General features: G+C 38.0%; 17 protein-coding genes and 1 riboswitch. Of the genes, 7 read left to right on the top strand and 10 right to left on the bottom strand.

Going from position 1 to position 18,154, the window contains the following annotated elements:
- Positions 1-70: 70 nt before the first annotated feature.
- On the top strand, positions 71-652 hold the full coding sequence (locus tag ACU6U9_RS21635) for an acyloxyacyl hydrolase (protein WP_446737026.1): 582 nt from the start codon (positions 71-73) through the stop codon (positions 650-652).
- A 25-nt stretch (positions 653-677) separates the two neighbouring features.
- Here the strand turns inward: ACU6U9_RS21635 and ACU6U9_RS21630 are convergent, their stop codons facing one another.
- From ACU6U9_RS21630 to ACU6U9_RS21620, 3 genes are all read right to left on the bottom strand, one after another.
- Positions 678-1,604, bottom strand: a complete 927-nt coding sequence (locus ACU6U9_RS21630) for a DUF2279 domain-containing protein (RefSeq protein WP_446737025.1) — start codon at positions 1,602-1,604, stop codon at positions 678-680.
- 236 nt (positions 1,605-1,840) lie between these two features.
- On the bottom strand, positions 1,841-2,128 hold the full coding sequence (locus ACU6U9_RS21625; protein ID WP_446737024.1) for a YkgJ family cysteine cluster protein: 288 nt from the start codon (positions 2,126-2,128) through the stop codon (positions 1,841-1,843).
- A 235-nt stretch (positions 2,129-2,363) separates the two neighbouring features.
- Positions 2,364-3,350 carry a hypothetical protein gene (locus ACU6U9_RS21620; RefSeq protein ID WP_446737023.1) on the bottom strand — a complete coding sequence of 329 codons (987 nt, stop codon included), beginning with the start codon at positions 3,348-3,350 and terminating at the stop codon, positions 2,364-2,366.
- 531 nt (positions 3,351-3,881) lie between these two features.
- Here ACU6U9_RS21620 and ACU6U9_RS21615 point away from each other — a divergent pair.
- Positions 3,882-4,232: a nuclear transport factor 2 family protein gene (locus ACU6U9_RS21615; protein ID WP_446737022.1), complete on the top strand. Its 351-nt coding sequence runs from the start codon at positions 3,882-3,884 to the stop codon at positions 4,230-4,232.
- Positions 4,233-4,239: 7 nt separating this feature from the next.
- Positions 4,240-4,683 carry a MarR family winged helix-turn-helix transcriptional regulator gene (locus ACU6U9_RS21610; RefSeq protein WP_446737021.1) on the top strand — a complete coding sequence of 148 codons (444 nt, stop codon included), beginning with the start codon at positions 4,240-4,242 and terminating at the stop codon, positions 4,681-4,683.
- A 119-nt stretch (positions 4,684-4,802) separates the two neighbouring features.
- Here ACU6U9_RS21610 and ACU6U9_RS21605 read toward each other — a convergent pair whose 3' ends face one another.
- Positions 4,803-5,081, bottom strand: coding sequence for a hypothetical protein (locus ACU6U9_RS21605; RefSeq protein WP_446737020.1), 279 nt, complete (start codon positions 5,079-5,081; stop codon positions 4,803-4,805).
- Positions 5,082-5,349: 268 nt separating this feature from the next.
- Here ACU6U9_RS21605 and ACU6U9_RS21600 point away from each other — a divergent pair, with 268 nt between their 5' ends.
- From ACU6U9_RS21600 to ACU6U9_RS21585, 4 genes are all read left to right on the top strand, one after another.
- Positions 5,350-7,392, top strand: coding sequence for a bifunctional 2',3'-cyclic-nucleotide 2'-phosphodiesterase/3'-nucleotidase (locus ACU6U9_RS21600; protein WP_446737019.1), 2,043 nt, complete (start codon positions 5,350-5,352; stop codon positions 7,390-7,392).
- Between the two features lie 101 nt (positions 7,393-7,493).
- Positions 7,494-9,677 (top strand): DUF6359 domain-containing protein, encoded by a 2,184-nt coding sequence (locus tag ACU6U9_RS21595; RefSeq protein ID WP_446737018.1) that lies wholly within the window; start codon positions 7,494-7,496, stop codon positions 9,675-9,677.
- 480 nt (positions 9,678-10,157) lie between these two features.
- On the top strand, positions 10,158-10,976 hold the full coding sequence (locus ACU6U9_RS21590) for a 2OG-Fe dioxygenase family protein (RefSeq protein WP_446737017.1): 819 nt from the start codon (positions 10,158-10,160) through the stop codon (positions 10,974-10,976).
- A gap of 3 nt (positions 10,977-10,979) precedes the next feature.
- The gene (locus ACU6U9_RS21585) at positions 10,980-11,903 is read left to right on the top strand and encodes a lysine exporter LysO family protein (protein ID WP_446737016.1); all 924 of its coding nucleotides are present in this window, start codon (positions 10,980-10,982) and stop codon (positions 11,901-11,903) included.
- Between the two features lie 85 nt (positions 11,904-11,988).
- Here the strand turns inward: ACU6U9_RS21585 and ACU6U9_RS21580 are convergent, their stop codons facing one another.
- The 6 genes from ACU6U9_RS21580 to ACU6U9_RS21555 all read right to left on the bottom strand — a co-directional run bounded on the left by ACU6U9_RS21580 (position 11,989) and on the right by ACU6U9_RS21555 (position 17,851).
- The gene (locus ACU6U9_RS21580) at positions 11,989-12,870 is read right to left on the bottom strand and encodes a mechanosensitive ion channel family protein (RefSeq protein ID WP_446737015.1); all 882 of its coding nucleotides are present in this window, start codon (positions 12,868-12,870) and stop codon (positions 11,989-11,991) included.
- Positions 12,871-13,249: 379 nt separating this feature from the next.
- Entirely contained in the window at positions 13,250-13,732 is a 483-nt protein-coding gene (locus tag ACU6U9_RS21575) for a 6,7-dimethyl-8-ribityllumazine synthase (RefSeq protein ID WP_446737014.1), read from the bottom strand.
- Positions 13,733-13,851: 119 nt separating this feature from the next.
- Positions 13,852-14,000: riboswitch (FMN riboswitch) on the bottom strand.
- A 272-nt stretch (positions 14,001-14,272) separates the two neighbouring features.
- Positions 14,273-15,040, bottom strand: coding sequence for a substrate-binding periplasmic protein (locus ACU6U9_RS21570; RefSeq protein WP_446737013.1), 768 nt, complete (start codon positions 15,038-15,040; stop codon positions 14,273-14,275).
- 80 nt (positions 15,041-15,120) lie between these two features.
- On the bottom strand, positions 15,121-16,410 hold the full coding sequence (locus ACU6U9_RS21565; RefSeq protein WP_446737012.1) for a sensor domain-containing diguanylate cyclase: 1,290 nt from the start codon (positions 16,408-16,410) through the stop codon (positions 15,121-15,123).
- A 736-nt stretch (positions 16,411-17,146) separates the two neighbouring features.
- Positions 17,147-17,242 carry a hypothetical protein gene (locus ACU6U9_RS21560; RefSeq protein ID WP_446737214.1) on the bottom strand — a complete coding sequence of 32 codons (96 nt, stop codon included), beginning with the start codon at positions 17,240-17,242 and terminating at the stop codon, positions 17,147-17,149.
- Positions 17,243-17,269: 27 nt separating this feature from the next.
- Entirely contained in the window at positions 17,270-17,851 is a 582-nt protein-coding gene (locus tag ACU6U9_RS21555) for an HD domain-containing protein (protein WP_446737011.1), read from the bottom strand.
- Positions 17,852-18,154 lie beyond the last annotated feature (303 nt).

Raw genomic sequence — 18,154 nt, 5'->3', positions numbered from 1 at the left:
AAACAAGGTAGAGGCACTATTTAGCAGCTAATCTAATTATAACTATGTAGTAAGTTGTAAAGGATTGCTTATGTATTGCTTCCGTCGTTCTCTTTGTTTTGCATCTATCGTATTCATTCTTTTTAGTAGCCATTCATATGCCAGTTTTTTAGAACATGATGACGGGTTAGGTTTCTCTTTTGGGGATACTTATGCGCATCAAAATATTAATACATTAAGCACAAGTGAAATTTTTTATTTTAATAATATATCGGCTATTCAAGCTATTTTACCCAGTTTTATTAAACCAATGTATGAATTAAATTTTGGTGTCTTGAAAAGCAGTGGAACTCAAAGCTGGTTGGTGGGGGTTGGGCCTAAACTGGGTTTGACGTTTACAAATGATTTATATCTGACCGCTGGTTTTCGTTTTGTGTATTTAGATGAATATAAATTCAGAACAAAAGATAATAATCATATGCGACATTATGGCGGGCATAGACAGTTTCAATACTATTGGGATCTTAATTATAGCGTCAACTCACACGTCACAGTTGGTTACCGCTGGTTGCATATGTCCAATGGGATGCAGGTTTTACCTGAATCACTTAAATATGACCATAACCCGGTTATTGAAACGCACAATCTTGTCTTAACATTTGATTTTTATTAATACAAGATTTAGCGTGCTTTAGATTTTAGCGGCGCGGGCCAGTTCGATTTTTTATATCACTATCAATATATAGGTTAGGAACCTGATAATACTGAAAGAAACTATTCATTTTTTGGTAGACTTTATGTGGGTCACGTTTTATTTTTTTGAAGATGAGTTCACTTAAATTAATACTGATAGCTGAATAAAGACTCGTGGTGCGTTCATCAAAATACGGGGCATCTTCTTTTTTAAAGCCTCTAGAGTAATAGCCGAGGTGTAATTCAAAATAGCGTAGGTAACTATTCTTAAATGTGTCTAATCCAGCCGGTTTAAAAGCCATAATATATTTATACCCTGTGTAGTCTGTCATAGGGTGAAGGCCTTTCATGGCTTTACTGGGTAGGTATTCAACTCTTAAGTCCATCGTATCTTTTAACCATGGCACGGTATTTTTATAGTAAGAAAATCCTGAGCCAATGGTGTTCATTAATAAGTCATGATTTGAGAACCCATGATCGCTTGAAAACCCATCAAAGAGCTCGACATAAAACATAAGACTCCAGCCTAAAAGTGCACCATAAAGGGCTGAGTCATGGTGATTGTTGTTTTTTGTTCTTAAGCGATAAGCTAACCATTCTGACATGGCGTAGGTGGTATATAAATGACCCACTTTATCGGCGCCACCACTGCCGGTATCCATACCAAACCAGCCCTCAGAATTCATTTTAAATTTTGAGCTGCCCCAATCCCAACTGAACATTCCTAATAACGTTATCCCCGATACTAAGCCACCCACTTCCCATTTTGCTGATTGTGTTGCTGAGCTAAAGGTTAATTCATTAAGGCGATTGTCATCGTCTTTGATAAGGCTTTTGTCAATATTGAATGAGGGTATCGCGGGCGATGGCTCGGCACTAAATGCTGCTGGTGATAAGAGTATTAATAGGGGAATAAAAAGGTAGCGATGCAATGACTTCATAATAAATGGAACTGGCTTCAAAAAATGCGACGATGATAGTGAAGATCAGATGCCATGTATACACATTATGATGGCTATTTAATGTATCAAGCGATTGCTAAGTGTTACTTTTATTGCATAAATAATAATCATAACTAATCCATTTAAGTCAATCAGCAAGTCAGCCATTGAGTCAATTCAGTTATGTTGAATTTAATAGCGTTTTATGAGACTAGCCGTAATGCTCGTTATTTATGCGAAAATTCTTCACGACACTCATATGATCCCATTTCGAATTCGCGGCAAATCCAAGGGCGATTTTCATAAATGGTACACATGAACGTCTCCCTATCTAAGGCTGAGCACCAGCCATCATCTAGGCGTAACATGGTTTCACCACCCCATTGATCGTAAGCAATGTATTTTTCCGGCACTCCAGTGTCGGTAATAATCATGACTTCTAAACGACAGCAGCTGGCTTTGCATTTTGAGCATGAAATCTCTTTGGGGGAAATATCTTTAATGGGAATGGTCATGAATACTTACAATCTGTTTGATGGCCATATGGTACGCTAAATTGGTACAACTTATCAGAACCAGTTTGAGCTAACTATTCAGGGTAGAGTAAGGTTTGCGGTATAAGGCGGGTTAATAATAGTCATATGTTAAGAAGCTTATCCATTTAAAGACTAACTAACTAGGTAGCTAGCCTTTAATGTTGTTGAGTATGCGAGTTGAGCTCGCTACCGTTTTATTGGCACATCGACTAAATCAGCGAAGGTGCTTCTTAATAAAGTGCTCAATTTTTTCAAGTTCAACATCAACAATGTTTTCGAGTGGTTTAAATGGTGTGCCATCGAAATATCGAGCAGCCGTCCCTGGGCCGTCAGGGCTGCCATGGTCTGTATCAATAGAGTCACGCCATCTTATCGCGTGTGTACGCCACTCCTCTGTATTAACCAGTTCTGGGGCGGTAAACCAAACGTCCCAAGTTAATATATTGCCAGTTTGAAGCATGTTGCCTGAGCCTAAGTTAAAGACATCCATGACTAACTTGTTAAATTCATCCACAACTGGGTGATTCACTTTTGTAATCTCACCAATTTCGACACCTAGGTTCGCAACATCCCATGCTTCATCACTGTGTTTAGCAAAATCGGGCACTTTGAACTCGGTGGTTTCACCCATACGCAAAGGGAATATTGGCTGTAGTGCATCACCTGGGTTATGGGTTTTCACCCTGATGGCGTGTGCTTTACTAAAGGGAAATGGCAAATTTACCTTTTTAAAGAAATCCCAGATCAGTTTAACGTATTCTTTTTGATGGGCGCTGGGGCTAAACCAAATTTTGCCGATGACCTCCATATCCACTGCGAGTTGCTTGGTTGATTCATTCACCCAGCCCCTTTGTCCCGTTACGGTTACTTCTACATTCAAGGTACCAAACGAAGGTGAATAAGTCCCTTGTTGAGGGCATATAATCGAAAATACACGGCCTTCATCGGTATAACCGAGTCTTGAAATATCAGGCGCAAACATCTGAAAGCAGCGCTTGGGATCAGATTGGCCTTTTTCAGTCTCCCAACTAAATTCGGGCCATTGAACCGCTTGTTGGCGTTGGAGCTTGTCAATATTCGCCATGTTATCGAGCATCGGCAACGATGATAAATTTGGGTTGGGGTAGGCAAATAGTGTATTCGATTCTTCGAACCCGCCAACCCAGCCAGGTACGGCATCCGTATTGGTTTTAGTGGTCATGATTTTCCCTTATATTTTGAAAATTAAAAGGTGATTACTTGAGCATAATTAATCTATTTCGGCATCTAATACTGGCTGACGTGAAATGACTCGCTTTAATATTGCTTATGTTAAACCTATGAACATGCTCATTGGACTCATTGCCAAGTTTATAAATGCATTGAAGTTAATGTGCTATGACGTTTTATTAATCGTTTATGTTTAACACTAAATTGGCCAAGCAGCCTGATTTAGGCTTATTAGATAAGCATACTTTACTGCATTAAACCATCAGCCAAAAAATTGAGTTTTTAAACATAAACAATTGATTCTATGTTCGATGCTCATAATTAAATGATCGTCTTATATTCCATTTTTTGAACTATCAAAAACGCACCTTATCACTTTTATTTTGTTAAAACCCATATAGTCAATATGGTTGACTATGTGGGTTTTGCATGCTGTACTGAGATAACTCATTCAGATTTAAAGGAATAATACTCATGAATATAACGGCTGATAGTACTCATAAAAAACAACCCCATCTGATTAATGACGAGGTTATGTCAGTTTTACAAACAGTACGCATTGGGTACTGAGCATTCAGATATTAATATGCTGGATGCTGCTTTTCATGAGCACTTCCGTGTTGTTGCGATGACGAAAGATGGCTTGCAAGTGATCAATAAAAAAGATTACCTTTCTCTTATTAAAGCTAAAAAAATTGGTGGGAATCAGCGTGAATTATCCATTCAATCTATCGCAGGAAGTGAAAACGTTATGCAAGTTAATTTAACGCTTACAGGCGAAAAACAAGTTTTCAATGATCAAATAGGCTTAATAAAAGAAGATGAAACGTGGGAGATTTTACATAACACAACTCAGGTAAAAGAGCGGGAATAACGTTAAAATGGAACAATCATTATCCAGCATTCGAGATACACATCTTGGCAGAATGCTGCTGAAATTAGAACGCCAATTTACTCGTCAAGTGTTAGAAAAGCTCGCGTCGGATGGTATTACGGGCATCACACTCCGTCATTTTGTTGTTATACCGTATGTTGATGATAAGGGTATTCGAGCCACCGAAATTGCGCGCCAAGCTGGCGTGAGTAAACAAGCGGTCAGTAAATTAATTGACGAATTAGTAGACAATGACTATTTAGAAATTAAAGCAGACCCAGCTGATAAACGAGCATCCCTTGTTTTTATTAGTGAGAAAGGACGTGAATTTTTACAGTTGGCTATTGCTCATACCAAAAATATTGAAAAAAAATGGGCAACAAAAGTAGGTGAAAAAGACTTTGCAACGATGAAGTTAGCCATGAGAAAAATACTATTGAATGATGATTGATTCTGACTGTGCGTTAGATTCTGCATGATAGAGTCATATTTTGGTGGGTTGTAACACATGAGGCTAAGATACTTAACCACATTGGTATAGTGGTTAAGTTGTTCGCTTATTTGGGTTATTTAAAGCTTGGCGATTTCAAATTCTAAAACTGTTTTGGCATCTGAACGCTCGATTATTTTTAGTAAGGTAGTTTGAATGGTTTCGTCTTTTTTGGCATTCCCCTTACTGGTGAATTTTTGATCTTGAGCCGCATCGCCTTCTTCTGCAATAAAGCTAACAACAACTTCAGTGGGGCATTCAACAGATTCGCCAAAATAAGCCAATGAAATTTGCGGATAACCTTGAAACCCCTTTTTAACTTTTTTAGCAATTAATTTTGTTGATTTATCTAAATTCATATTTTGATCCCAAGGCCGTATCGTGTCATCAATCAGGGCAAATACCCGAATGTATGCTGTATTGTGGTGCTACTTTACGGATTTTTTCATGATAAGTACCGTCTTTAACATTATTTTTTTCGAGACGAGGCGTGCTATGAGCGGTGTTTTTACGGGTGTGTTCCGTTTTGTTTTTGTGTGTATCTTTTTTTGGCAATAAATTTTTAATCTAGCTGTCACAGTTTTTGCTTAGGATCTCCCGTAGTTGACCAGACGGACAGGAAATCCCATGAGACAAACGAATAATACGCTTCATAAAATAGCATTATGCGCTTCGCTTACCATTGGGCTAAGTGCATGCGGCAGCGGCAGTAATAGCAAGGTAGATGATAACCCCCCCAAAAAAACCATCGAACCAGAAGTTGAATCGAATCAGGTGCTTCTTCGGGTCATGGAAACCACTGACTTGCACGCCAATATCATGAATTATAATTATTATAGCGGTAAACCGGATGACTCGGTCGGCTTGGTAAAAACGGCAAGTTTAATTAAAGCGGCGCGCGCTCAGGTTAAAAACAGTGTACTGGTTGATAATGGTGATTTACTACAAGGCAGCCCGTTAGGGGATTATGTCGCAAAAATACAAGGCTTAGAAGAAAACGAAGTCCACCCTATCTATAAAGCCATGAACTTATTAGATTACGACGCGGCCAATATTGGTAACCATGAGTTTAACTTTGGCCTGCCGTTTTTAAAACAAGCTATGAACGATGCAAACTTTCCTTATACTTCCGCGAATGTCTTCTTTGATGACCATGATACGGATGATAGCAACGATATTCCTTACTTTAAACCTTATCTAATCAAAGAAAAAAATGTATTAGACACAGATGGCAACGCGCACCAATTAAAGATTGGTTATATTGGTTTTGTGCCGCCACAAGTGATGCAGTGGGATAAAAATAACTTAGAAACACGAGTAAAAGCCAAAGATATTGTCGAGATGGCTAACTATTATGTGCCAATAATGAAAGCCGCTGGTGCTGACATTGTTATTGCTATTCCCCATTCTGGTTTAGAGGTTTCTGAGCGTTTAGGCGGTGATGAAAATGCCAGTTATCATCTGTCAAAAGTAGTGGGAATCGATGCCATTATGTTTGGCCATGCCCATCGTAATTTTCCGGGACACAGTAGTTACGATAACTTAGAGGGTGTCGATAATGTTAAAGGCACGATTAATGGTGTGCCTGCCGTAATGCCTGGTTACTGGGGTAAATACCTAGGTTATGTTGATTTAACATTGCAAAAAAATGCGGACGACGTTTGGTCGGTGACAGGGAGTGAGTCGGTTTTAAAACCTATTTCGCAGTCTAATCCTGATCGCAGTGTTACCTCTCTAGTTGAATCTCATGCGGGTATTATTGAAGCTGTTCAGCATGATCATGAACTTGTAAATACTTGGGTTAGTGAGCCGTTTGCAAAAATTTCAAAACCTATTAATAGTTTTTTTTCGTTAGTACAAGATGATCCATCTATTCAAGTGGTCACCGATGCACAGGCTTGGTATGTGACCAGTATTGTGAAAGGCACTGAGTTAGAAAATTTACCGATACTGTCTGTGGGTGCACCGTTTAGAGCGGGTCGTGGAGGTTCTGATGATTTTACCGACTTAAGCGCAGGGGATGTTTCTTACGGTAATGTGGCGGATTTATATATTTATCCTAATACCCTTAAAGTTTTGAAGTTAACCGGTGATGAAATCAAGCAATGGTTAGAAATGTCAGCGGGGCAATTTAATACCATTACCGCGGGCAGCCAAGATGCAGAGCTTATTAATGTTAATTTCCCTAGCTATAATTTTGATGTAATTGATGGTATCGACTATGAAATCGATATTAGCCAAGCACCTCGCTATGATACGTCGGGTAACTTATTAGATGCCAATACAAACCGTATAAAAAATATTCGCTATCAAGGTACTGCGATTGACCCACAACAAGAATTTTTAGTGGTCTCTAATAATTACCGTGCAGCAGGTGGCGGTAACTTTCCTGGTATTGTGAGTGAAAAAATTGTCATCGACGCGCCTAATGAAAATCGTCAAACCGTCGCCGATTATTTAATTCACAGCACGCAGCAAAACCCAGATACAGGGTTTGATCCTTCAGCCGATAATAACTGGTCATTTACGCCGCTAGCGAATACGCAGGTGGTATTTAATGGTTCAAGTAAAGACGCTGCCAAAACGTTTGCAGGCCAAAATCCTGCACTGATTTATTCACATTTAAATGACGACGGCTTTGGCGTTTATCGTTTGGATTTGAGTCTTTAACGTATTTTTTCAGACCTCACTGGTGGCATGCGGAGTTAATATGCTGTGCCATTAGTCGTCTTAATTTGAAGTAGCTGATAATTTTTTAAAAGGAATGTCTGATGACAATTAAAAAAAATATATTAACTGCACTGGGATTGGGGCTAATAAGCCTAAGTAGTCTATCTTATGCAGCCGATTACGAATGGAATGCAAGTGCACCGGTCAAGGTGCCAAGTGCTCAGCACAGTAATGGTAAAACGGTTTTATTTGATGTGTCCCATGGGGGGACAGAAGGGAATGCCGATTGGGTTATAGATGGCGGCTTTTCAGATTTTGCCGATGCGCTTGTATTAGAAGGTTACCGTGTTGAAGAGTACCGAGGTATTGATTTAAATAATGATGGCTTAATTTTATATTCAGACGACCTGAATACGCCTAATAACAATCAAATAAATGAAGCTATTATCACTTACGCGGCCATTGCCCACGCAGACGTTTTAGTGTTAGCCGAAACTAATCGCCCGTTTAAAATCAGCGAGTATCAAGCTCTTGAACAATTTGTAGCAGCCGGTAAAGGTATTTTCTTTATTGGTGATCATTACAATGCTGACCGTAACTTAAATACCTGGGACGCCACCGAAGTTTTCAACGGCTACAACCGTTCTACTCTCGCTAAATATAACTATGCGGGTGAATATGGTGACTTACGTAACCCGGGCAATAGTGAAGGCTGGTTAGCGCAAAACTTCGGTATACGATTCCGTTTTAATGCGGTGGATTATTTAGCTGGGGTCAGTGATGTAACTGCACCAGTACACAGTGAAGGTATTACCCAAGGTGTTCAACCTATATTGATGGCCGCGGGTGCAACGTTAGCGATTACCGACCCAAGCAAAGCAAAAGGTTTGGTGTATTTATCGGCACAAGATAATGCGACAGCATGGAAGTATGCAATCGATAGCGGCTTATATTATGGCGGTCGTGATGAAGGACCCTATGTTGCGGTTGCAAAACCGGGTTTAGGTAAAGCGGCATTTATTGGTGACTCTTCTCCTATTGAAGATGCCAGCCCTAAATATCGTCGACAAGACAGTGGCGCTACGAAAAAAACCTACCCAGGTTGGACAGACCCAGGTGATGCGGCAACCTTAAGTGTAAATATTATTAACTGGTTAGCGACACAAGAAAGCTACACTGCATTTGATAACAACAATGGCCATACAGCAGGGGAGCTTACACCTAATGCAAAAGCGCCAATCGAAATGGACGACCCAGACAACGGTAATCCATGGAGCACACCCGGTAATGGTTACAATCCTTGGGATACGTCAACATTTGCTAACGGATCATTTGGTGCACCACTGCCTGTAAATGGTGGCTCGCCCACCGATCCAACAACACCAACCACAGCATTGAGTGTGAGCGAAGCTTTAGCCAGTAATAACGGCACGGCTATGCAGCTAATTGGAACAGTCACTCAAGCGGTCAATGGGGTTTACGCCCTGCAATTGAATGATTTGCAATCGCCTGATGCGTTTATTTATGTGAAGTTAGAAAGCCAATTTCGTGATGAGTTTAATCCGCAATTAAACCCAGAAATTATTGGTGAAACTATTTTAGTAACCGGTATTAAAAACGACTACTTGTCCCAGCCGGGTATACGGAATGTCTCGGATATCGAAATAGTGGCAGGTGCATTAAGCGTTAGCCAAGCATTAGCACTGGCTAACGGCAGTGAGGTTATATTAGAGGGTATTGTTAGTGCAGAATTAAATGGTATTTATGCGCTGCTATTAACCGATAATATTGATGCGAATATTAGCATTAATGTAAAGCTTGAAAGTAATCAACGTGCACAGTTTAACCCACAACTGAATCCAGATATTTTACAGCACCGTATTCGTGTTACCGGTATTCGCAATGACTACATGTCACAACCGGGTGTACGCAATATAAGTGAAATTATCGATTTAGGTTCAGCCACTGAACCAGATGGTGGTAATAATGGTGGTGAAAACTATGTATCGGTTACTGATGCATTAGATGCAACCACCGGTACAGAACTCATATTGACAGGTTTTGTCGTGGGAGAGGTCAACGGTATTTATGGCTTGCTGTTACAAGATGTTAATGATGGCAGTCAGCAAATCCATATCAAGCTAGAATCTGAATTCAGACAACAATTTAGCCTACAGCTTAATCCTGAAATTGTTGGGTCTCAGATAGTTATCTCAGGTAAACGAGGCAGTTATATGGGGCAACCTGGGGTGCGTTATATTGAAAGTATGAGTGTATTGGATTAAGTTGGTTTTTAAAAATAGGCAGCCCTTGGTTGCCTATTTTTATAAGTTAATGACTGTATAGAATTATATGTTATGAATTGTAATTTTAGATAAAAATTATCTTTATTTTAAGAGTATTAATACTAATAAATAATAGCACTATAATACAATAGTTTTAGATTGAATGATTACTGAATAATAAATAATTAAAGTAGGATTTTTTGTTTTTTATGTGAGTTTTAATTAACTCAGGCACTTGGCGTATTTGTTGTTAACGCCATGCTTACGGTTTGACTATAAATGGTTTTTTCTATAAAAAATGCTTGTATTTATCATGCGTTATTGATGTATATTTAAGTTTTTTGCTTTTTATATTCATAGCGTTTTTTTTAAACATAGAGTTACATATTTTATAATTGTAAGTAATGTTATAAGTCAATAGTGAAGCATGCTTAAGGCATGCTTTATTTTTTTAATCGTTTAATACAGGAGGTAGTAAACATGATCATTGATAAAAAGATGAAAGAACGTTTTTCACATGAAGATTTAGATATAAATCAAGAGAAACATAATTTAGAGGTGAATGGTTTTTCTCATTATCAATCAAAAATAATTTGTAACCCATTTCAAAAGCTTGAGTTTGAGTTGGAGTTTGAACAATTAGAAAATGATCCGTATGCGCCTACTGGTGTCAATCGATACAGACGTTATGGAAATGGTGTCATACTTCCTTGGCTTGATGAAAAGAAAATACAGTGGATGCCAACCATTATTAAAGATAAAGCACGGTATTCAGGGTATAACCAAGGTTCTAATAACCCTGAACATAATGATATGCGCTACTTTAGAGCCCTTAGTGGTGATATAAAATCGAATGAAGTTTTAAATCAACTTGTTTTTGATAACTTTATGTGTACTTTTTGGCCATCGTCAAATCAAAATCTCCCTATTTACTTTGGCGTACACTTTGTTAAATTACAGGCATGTAATAATGGGGACCTAGGGATTAGTTCACCAAACTGCTTTCATCAAGATGGTGAGCCATTCACTTTTGCACATCTATTCAGTCGAACTAAAAACGCTCAAGGTGGAGTGAATTATATTGGGAAAACAAGTTCAAGAAATAAACCGTTAGGTCAAGTTAACGACAACGATATTATTGACAGTTTTACATTAAAGGGTTTATTAGAAACCTTCGCTGTTCATGACCCTCTCGTGTCACACTATGTGTCTCCTATTTTTAAAGATGATGATACGGACTTACCAGCAGAAAGATGTATGATACTCATCGACTTCTCTCAGATGAAGCAGGTAATTTAATTAATGCAAAATATAATATATTCAATTCTTCCAATATTATTAGCTCTTATTTCAGGTTATTTATTAGGTAAGTTGTTACCTAATAAACTACCTGCATTGGCTGCAAAGGTTATTGGACCTTTAGTCTGGTTTTTACTTTTTACTATCGGTATGGAGTTCGGAGAAATATTTAAAGATCCCGAAGCAGCTGGTGACATAATCTATACGGCGGGAGTATTTGCAATATTAACAACATTTGGTGCTTGCTTACTTATCTATATTTTTTCTAAGTCAAATAAACCGAAAGAAATAGATAATATAGAAAATAAAATAACCAATATTATGGCGCCAATAAAAGAATGTGTTATTGCATTATCTATGGTTTTTTTGGGCGTGATACTTTCATTAGTTATGCCTGAAAAATATAATATTATTCAAAATTTATCAATTTCAGATATCTTGTTATATGCATTGATTTTTTTCGTGGGTATTGAAATAGTATCAATTAAACTGTCGTCAGCATGGCGGTCAGTTTCAATTATTTTTATACCGATGCTTGTGATAATAGGGTCTATTGGTGGTGGCGTTATATCCTCGTTTATTGTTGACGAAAGCTTAATGACATCGCTTGCTATATCAAGTGGTTTTGGCTGGTTTACTTTATCTGGTGTATTAGTGTCAAGTAAAATTGGAGCAACCTATGGTGCAATAGCACTGCTGACGGATCTCTTTCGCGAATTATTAGCGATAATATTAATGTATATATTTGGGCATAGTTTTGCCAAAGAATGTATAGGGGCAGGTGGTGCTACATCGCTAGACTCAACTTTGCCAATTATTAAGCAAACTTGTAGTAAAGATGCGATCCCAATAGCATTGGTTAGCGGTTTGTTATTAACATTATTGGCCCCAGTATTAATAACATTTTTCTTGTCAAATAGTCATTAATTGGCATTAAGATATGCAGTATCGATGAAAAAATCAGGCAGCATTGGCTGCCTGATTTTTTAGTGCTAATGAGAAGAGGCAGGTATTACCCGGCTTTATCACCTGAATGTTCATTTGTATTAACGCTAATAGGTTGTTTAAACGTAAGCGTTCGGTAAGGGAACGGAATTTCGATACCGGATGCATCAAGGGCTGATTTAATAGACGCAATGACCTCGTCGCGAGATGCTCGAATATCTAAGGGTTTAGAGCCTGTCCACCACGTTACTTCAAAATTAATAGACGAACTGGCAAATTCATTGGCGAATATTTCGATAGGTCGAGTATCACTTATAACCGTTTTGCAGTCAGCAACGGCCTTTTCAATGACTGATCTTGCGTCATCCACATTTTCGCCATAACCAACGCCACAAATAATCGTGGTTCTACGCTGTTCAATGTCGGTTCGTATTGTAAGTGGGTTTTTAAATAACATGCTATTAGGCAGTATGACTAACTCACCATCTGTTTGGCGAATGTGTGTTTCGCGTACGAGTATCGCCTCGACAGTGCCTTCGTATCCTTCGCAGGCAATAAAATCATTTATACGCATTTCTCGACGAAGCAGAATGATGATACCAGCTAAAAAATTCTCAAATATATCTTTAAAGGCAAAACCAATCGCAACAGAGCCAATACCTAAACCAGCCAGCATCTTCGTAGGAGTTAGGTCTGGAAAGGCGATAATAGCCGCAATCATGAGGCCAAGAATCCAAATGGTGAGTGATGAGAACAACACGAGTAAATTGATCAAGCTTTTGCGCAAGTGTGTTTTTTTAAGAATACGCTGCGTAATGTTTTTTGCTAATCGAGCAAACGCGTATGTTATTAAAATGATGACCACAGAAATCAATAGTTGAGGCATGACCTCAATGGCGCTTCGAGCAATATCTTGCAGTTGAGCGATCAGAATCTTAATAGGTTCCATCTATGCTTCCTTATAGGTGATTAACGACAAAGATAAACCACAGCATACTCTGTCATACATATAAATATGCAGTGTCATCCTAGTTATTTTTATGGATAACTTCCAGCCATTAAAAAGTAGCCATATATCGCCTAGGCTAATAAACCGATTTTTGTGTATATCATGGTTTTTATAAGCTATGTGTGGATTGCCATACGCACGAGGTTCTAAGAATAAAAGTGAAATTAGGTCTTGTTTAAGACTGGGAAAATACTTGATCTAGTGTAATTATAAAAAATAATAGGTGCTAGAAGTGAAAGCAAAAAAATGGCCACTACATTCAGATAGCGGCCATTTTTATGAGTGTATCGTAATTAAGCATAACTAAGAAAATTAACGGTTATAGAGCTTGTTTGGCTCTTGCAGTTAATTGAATCGCTTGATCACATGCATTGGCTAACTCGGCACCTTTTTTTATGAAATGATGACTGAAATATTCGTTATGTTCGGCATGCTCATGAAAATTATGAGGGGTCAGAACAGCTGTTAATACGGGTATTTCAGTTTCGAGTTGGATTTGCATTAATGCATTACATACTGTTTGCGCGACAAAGTCATGGCGATAAATACCACCATCGACCACCAATGCACTGGCTGCAATGGCGGAATATTGACCGCTTTTGGCAAGCAACTTTGCCTGCAATGGAATTTCATACGCACCCGGTACGGGGATCACATCAATGAGTGATACGTCATAACCGCGTGAGGCTAATTCTTTTTTAAACCCATCTAAACTATTGAGAACGATATCTTCGTGCCAAGTAGCATGCAAAAAAGCAATGCGTTGAGTAGCAGGTGTGAATTTCGTTGAGCTCTGATTCATTATAAAATCCTATACATATAAAGTGAATCAGGGCGAACGGGCAGGCAATATGCCATATAAAATGGCATACCTATTATATTGACGGCGCACAAATATGCGGTCTATTTAGGTTTTGTCTGACACGCTCTCTATCATCCGGACTGTAACCGTCGGCTCTGGAGTCACACCAGATCTGCTGACCCTAAAAGATCACTCTTAAAGGCGCTCGCGGGCTTAGAATGAATTCTTTACCGCCGGTGGGGAATTTCACCCCGCCCCGAGAACGAAATCGAAATAATTCGACGCAGGGAATATACTTGCTTTTACTTGGCTTTGTCAAAATCTGTTGCTCAGTGTTCGTGGATTAGTATGTCCCAAAATACGTGAATACTAAAACGATAGATTAAAAGGGGTGTTTAGAGGAATGGAGGATGTTATCGCTTAGATAAAATAGCGCTTCTTCTCGCGGATCTATGGTCAATATGCCTAATATTGGTCTAGTTGCGTATGCGTATGCGAATCGTTAAGTAAATAAATTTAATTTATTGGCTGGTTATTTTATTAAGGCTGTGTTGTCACATAGTGCTCAACAATTTTTTGTATTTCACCTGATTGCTTTAAGTCTATTATTATACGGTTAAATTGTTGAATGAAATCAGCCTTGTATTTGAATACTTCATTTTTTTGGGTAAAGCCAAGATACCCATGGTTCGTGTTGACTATCATGCCTCGCTTTATTAAAGGATACGGTTTTATATCAATCAATTGATCGGTTATGTAAAAATCAATTCTGCCTTTTTCAAGTTTTATTAGATTTTCATGATTACTATTTGCTTCCTCAATTGTGATTTTTTCAGATTTAACGGCCTTGCCAAAGTTATCTCCGCCCATGGAAAATGGATTGTAACCTCTGGTTAAGCCAATTTTATAGCCATAAAAATCTTCTGGCCATTTGGTTTTGTCTTCTAAATTTTCAGACTTACCGAAAACAGCAACATTTTCTTTTAGTATTGACTCTGAAAACAACATCCAAGGCGTTCTTGCCTCAAGATAGTAAGGGGGGAATAGTGCTAAGCCTTTGCCGACTTCGATATATTTTATACCTCTGCTCCAGGGAATCATTTGTATTGTAATGTCGTAGTCTGGCATATTAGAAAAGGCTAAATTTAAGACATCTACGTAGATGCCTTTTGGTATACCATTTACCTCGTAAGAATAGGGTGGATAGTTTTTATCACCATAAATTGTGACTTCTTCCTTTGCTAAGGCAAGGTTTTGACTAAGTACACCGATAATCAGTACTAGAACTCTAAAAACGACTTTATCCATTGTAGTGTTCCTTGAATAAATCATGAAGCCAATAGCTATAAACCTAAATAACAAGTGTTATAACACCCAAAATTCTATGATTAATCGAGATATACTTTATTTCGGCCTGATTTTTTTGCCTTATACAGTGCATTATCTGCACGAATAAATAAGTCATCGAACTCTTCGTCAGTTTCTTTAATCATAACTAAGCCAATACTGACGTTTACACTTATTGTTTCATTTTTTTGTTCATTCACCACAAATATATGTGGTGTATGGCAAATACGTTGAGCAACAACCTTTGCTTTTTCCAAGGAGGTGCTGGGTAAAATAACTGAAAACTCTTCGCCGCCAATTCGGGCTAAAATATCTTCCTTACGTAAGTTTTTAAAAATACTGACGCCCATGCTGATCAATACTTGATCTCCAATAGGGTGGCCATAGTTATCATTAATATTTTTGAAGTGATCAATGTCAATTGAAATAACCGCCATATCTAGACTATGGCGTTTAGCACGGCTAAATTCGTTTGCGGCATGTTCAAAGAAATATCTGCGATTATATAAGCCAGTTAACACATCAGTATTAGCTTGTTTTTTGAATTCTTCTTTTAATAAATACAGTTCAGTCACTTCAGTTGAGAAACCAATCAGTGCGTGTGAATTTTCATTGATTTGATAGGGCATTTTTATACTGAGATAATGATGAATGTTGCCTTCAGGATCTACAGCTACTTCGTTAATGGTTTGTTTTTGGTTAGTTTCAAAAACCAGTTTATCGGATTGCCAAAAGTGATCGGCCATTTCTTTGCCAATCACATCTGAGTCGAGTGCTCCAATAATAGCATCGGCTGATTGACCGAACATTTCTGCCGTTTTATTGTTCACATAACGAAAGTGACGTTGATCATCTTTCATATAAATATAGGCATCTACATTATTTAAAACGGCCTCTAATAAGTGGTGCTGTTCTTTGACTAAAGCTTCTAGTTTTTTTTGTTTAGACATATCGGTAGAGATGCCGCACATACCAATGATTTCGCCTTTATCATTGGTTAGGGTTTTTTTAACAGTGTGATATGTTTTTAATTCCCCTGTAGATTTAATCAAATTTTCTTCTTCTGAATGAATTAACGTATCGTTAGTTAATACTTTTTCATCATTTATTTTTAACTGATTGTATATTTTCAAATCGAAAAAGTGACTGTCATCTTTACCGATAATGTCTTCAGGTGTGGCGTTAAACATTTCTGCGGTTATATCATTGACATAGGTATAGCAACCTTGCGTATCTTTTGTGAAGATATAGCTACCGATATTATTGACAACGTCTTCAAGCACTTTTATTTTGATTAATAGCGCTTCTTTCGTTAGATCTTTATTTGGCATTAATACTTCCTATTGTGAAGATATACCCTAACGTTTTGGCTTAATTTAAATCGTGTACTTATATAATCACAGATTATTTATAAAGTCTTAATGATTGAAAATAATACGGTAGTTCCATAACCAAAATACACGGACTTTAATAAAGTATGATACCCATAATATTTATTTGTTAGTTATAAGAACCGATTTAAATATAACAATTTAAATCACATTTATGCGTGCTTATATGTTGTCCGATAAAATCGGTTTTCTTATTTAAACCATTGATTAATAAGCTATTTTATGAATCCTTTCCTATGAAACATTAATAAATAGGTGCTTACATTTTCTGTAAATGAGCCCCCTTTGCTTAGTTACTTATCTTTAATAATAGCTTGATTTTTTTAGGTCTTTTCAAATATACAGTATATCTGTTTTTTATTGCGGTTAAGTAAACGGCTGATTCAAATTTGAAGTAAGGTAGGCCGCTTATTGAGATGGTTGGCGAACGGGGTCTGACGTTAGATTTTTTATATAACAATTGATAGGCGCTTTGAAGACGCTTGCCCCAATGTGGTTGGATTTTATAAAATAAGGCGTTTTTGATTGGTGCATTAGGGTAGCGATTAATATAATTAGGCCGTGTTCTTCAATGAACCTAGAGGGTTTTACCACAGAAGCGGGCTTTTCAGGTCAAGTGCATATAAGCGCGAGTTTAGAAAGTTGGCAGGTGTGAGCTCCAAAGAGTATTAAATAACTAAGCAATATAGATGTTTAATGTTTGATAATCATGATCTGCGATATTACGAAGGCCGACTATTCTGTTTAAGCGCCCAGTTAAATCGTCATTTATGACCCCTGAATTGTGCCTTGAATTGGATTAAGATTTTAACCAGCCTTGTGAAACGGCGTAGGCAATTTTCTCTTTAAACCAAGCGTGAACATCTGAGTTAAGGTCTGCAATAAAGGCATGGGCCTTTTCTACTTGTGATACGTGAATGCCATTTTCTATCCAAGCTTTACCTTCACTTTGAATGTTCAATAAAAAAGGTAGCACTCTGTCCATGACTTTAAGTAGTTTGGTCTCTTCGCTTTCGCCGTATTCCTGCTCGTCCCACAGCGTTAATAATTGAGAGATTGGATTGCCCATATGGTTTTGCAATATCTCAATGCCTTTGCGTTCTTCTTTATCCGCTTGATTGCGTTCATTGGAATACAAAAATGTATCCCCTGCATGAATTTCACCAAGGTCATGTACCAGCGCCAGTTTGATTAGCTTTTCTTGGTCATATTTGAAAGGCAGGTACTCAGCCATTGCCCAGCAGGCCATGGCGAGGTGCCAAGAGTGTTCTGCGCTGTTTTCGTAGCGGGCCGAACCCGTTACATAGCTTTTACGGTTGACCAGCTTTAGCTCGTCTAGTGCGTAGAAGAAATCGGTGATGGAGTGGATGGTTGCAGACATGTTGGATTCCAAAAGCGTTTTTTCTATGTTACTTGATGCCGTGTAATAAGAGAAAGGAGAGGTTATGTATTGGGGTGCAGTGATCAAGTATTTAGTCCCCTAGGATCGCCTTGATTCTGCTGATTTCTTTGTGCGAGGTGGTCAATCTAAAGGATTAGGGGTGAGAAGCCTTATGAATGTCAATAATAAGTTGAAATTAAAATAGCGGGGGATATTTTAAAAGTCTTATAAATCAATAGCTTATAAAATGTACCGATCTGGAGTATACACTGGTTCTGTGCTATATTTTGATAGTCTAATTGG

It is taken from the genome of Pseudomonas sp. HK3 (assembly GCF_052920985.1).
This window is presented reverse-complemented; position numbering and strand designations above follow the sequence as displayed.

Coding starts and splice junctions, on each gene's coding strand:
- ACU6U9_RS21635 (WP_446737026.1), top strand. CDS start 71: ATGTATTGCTTCCGTCGTTCTCTTTGTTTTGCATCTATCGTATTCATT.
- ACU6U9_RS21625 (WP_446737024.1), bottom strand. CDS start 2,128: ATGACCATTCCCATTAAAGATATTTCCCCCAAAGAGATTTCATGCTCA.
- ACU6U9_RS21620 (WP_446737023.1), bottom strand. CDS start 3,350: ATGACCACTAAAACCAATACGGATGCCGTACCTGGCTGGGTTGGCGGG.
- ACU6U9_RS21615 (WP_446737022.1), top strand. CDS start 3,882: ATGACGAGGTTATGTCAGTTTTACAAACAGTACGCATTGGGTACTGAG.
- ACU6U9_RS21610 (WP_446737021.1), top strand. CDS start 4,240: ATGGAACAATCATTATCCAGCATTCGAGATACACATCTTGGCAGAATG.
- ACU6U9_RS21605 (WP_446737020.1), bottom strand. CDS start 5,081: ATGAATTTAGATAAATCAACAAAATTAATTGCTAAAAAAGTTAAAAAG.
- ACU6U9_RS21600 (WP_446737019.1), top strand. CDS start 5,350: ATGAGACAAACGAATAATACGCTTCATAAAATAGCATTATGCGCTTCG.
- ACU6U9_RS21595 (WP_446737018.1), top strand. CDS start 7,494: ATGACAATTAAAAAAAATATATTAACTGCACTGGGATTGGGGCTAATA.
- ACU6U9_RS21590 (WP_446737017.1), top strand. CDS start 10,158: ATGATCATTGATAAAAAGATGAAAGAACGTTTTTCACATGAAGATTTA.
- ACU6U9_RS21585 (WP_446737016.1), top strand. CDS start 10,980: ATGCAAAATATAATATATTCAATTCTTCCAATATTATTAGCTCTTATT.
- ACU6U9_RS21580 (WP_446737015.1), bottom strand. CDS start 12,870: ATGGAACCTATTAAGATTCTGATCGCTCAACTGCAAGATATTGCTCGA.
- ACU6U9_RS21575 (WP_446737014.1), bottom strand. CDS start 13,732: ATGAATCAGAGCTCAACGAAATTCACACCTGCTACTCAACGCATTGCT.
- ACU6U9_RS21570 (WP_446737013.1), bottom strand. CDS start 15,040: ATGGATAAAGTCGTTTTTAGAGTTCTAGTACTGATTATCGGTGTACTT.
- ACU6U9_RS21565 (WP_446737012.1), bottom strand. CDS start 16,410: ATGCCAAATAAAGATCTAACGAAAGAAGCGCTATTAATCAAAATAAAA.
- ACU6U9_RS21555 (WP_446737011.1), bottom strand. CDS start 17,851: ATGTCTGCAACCATCCACTCCATCACCGATTTCTTCTACGCACTAGAC.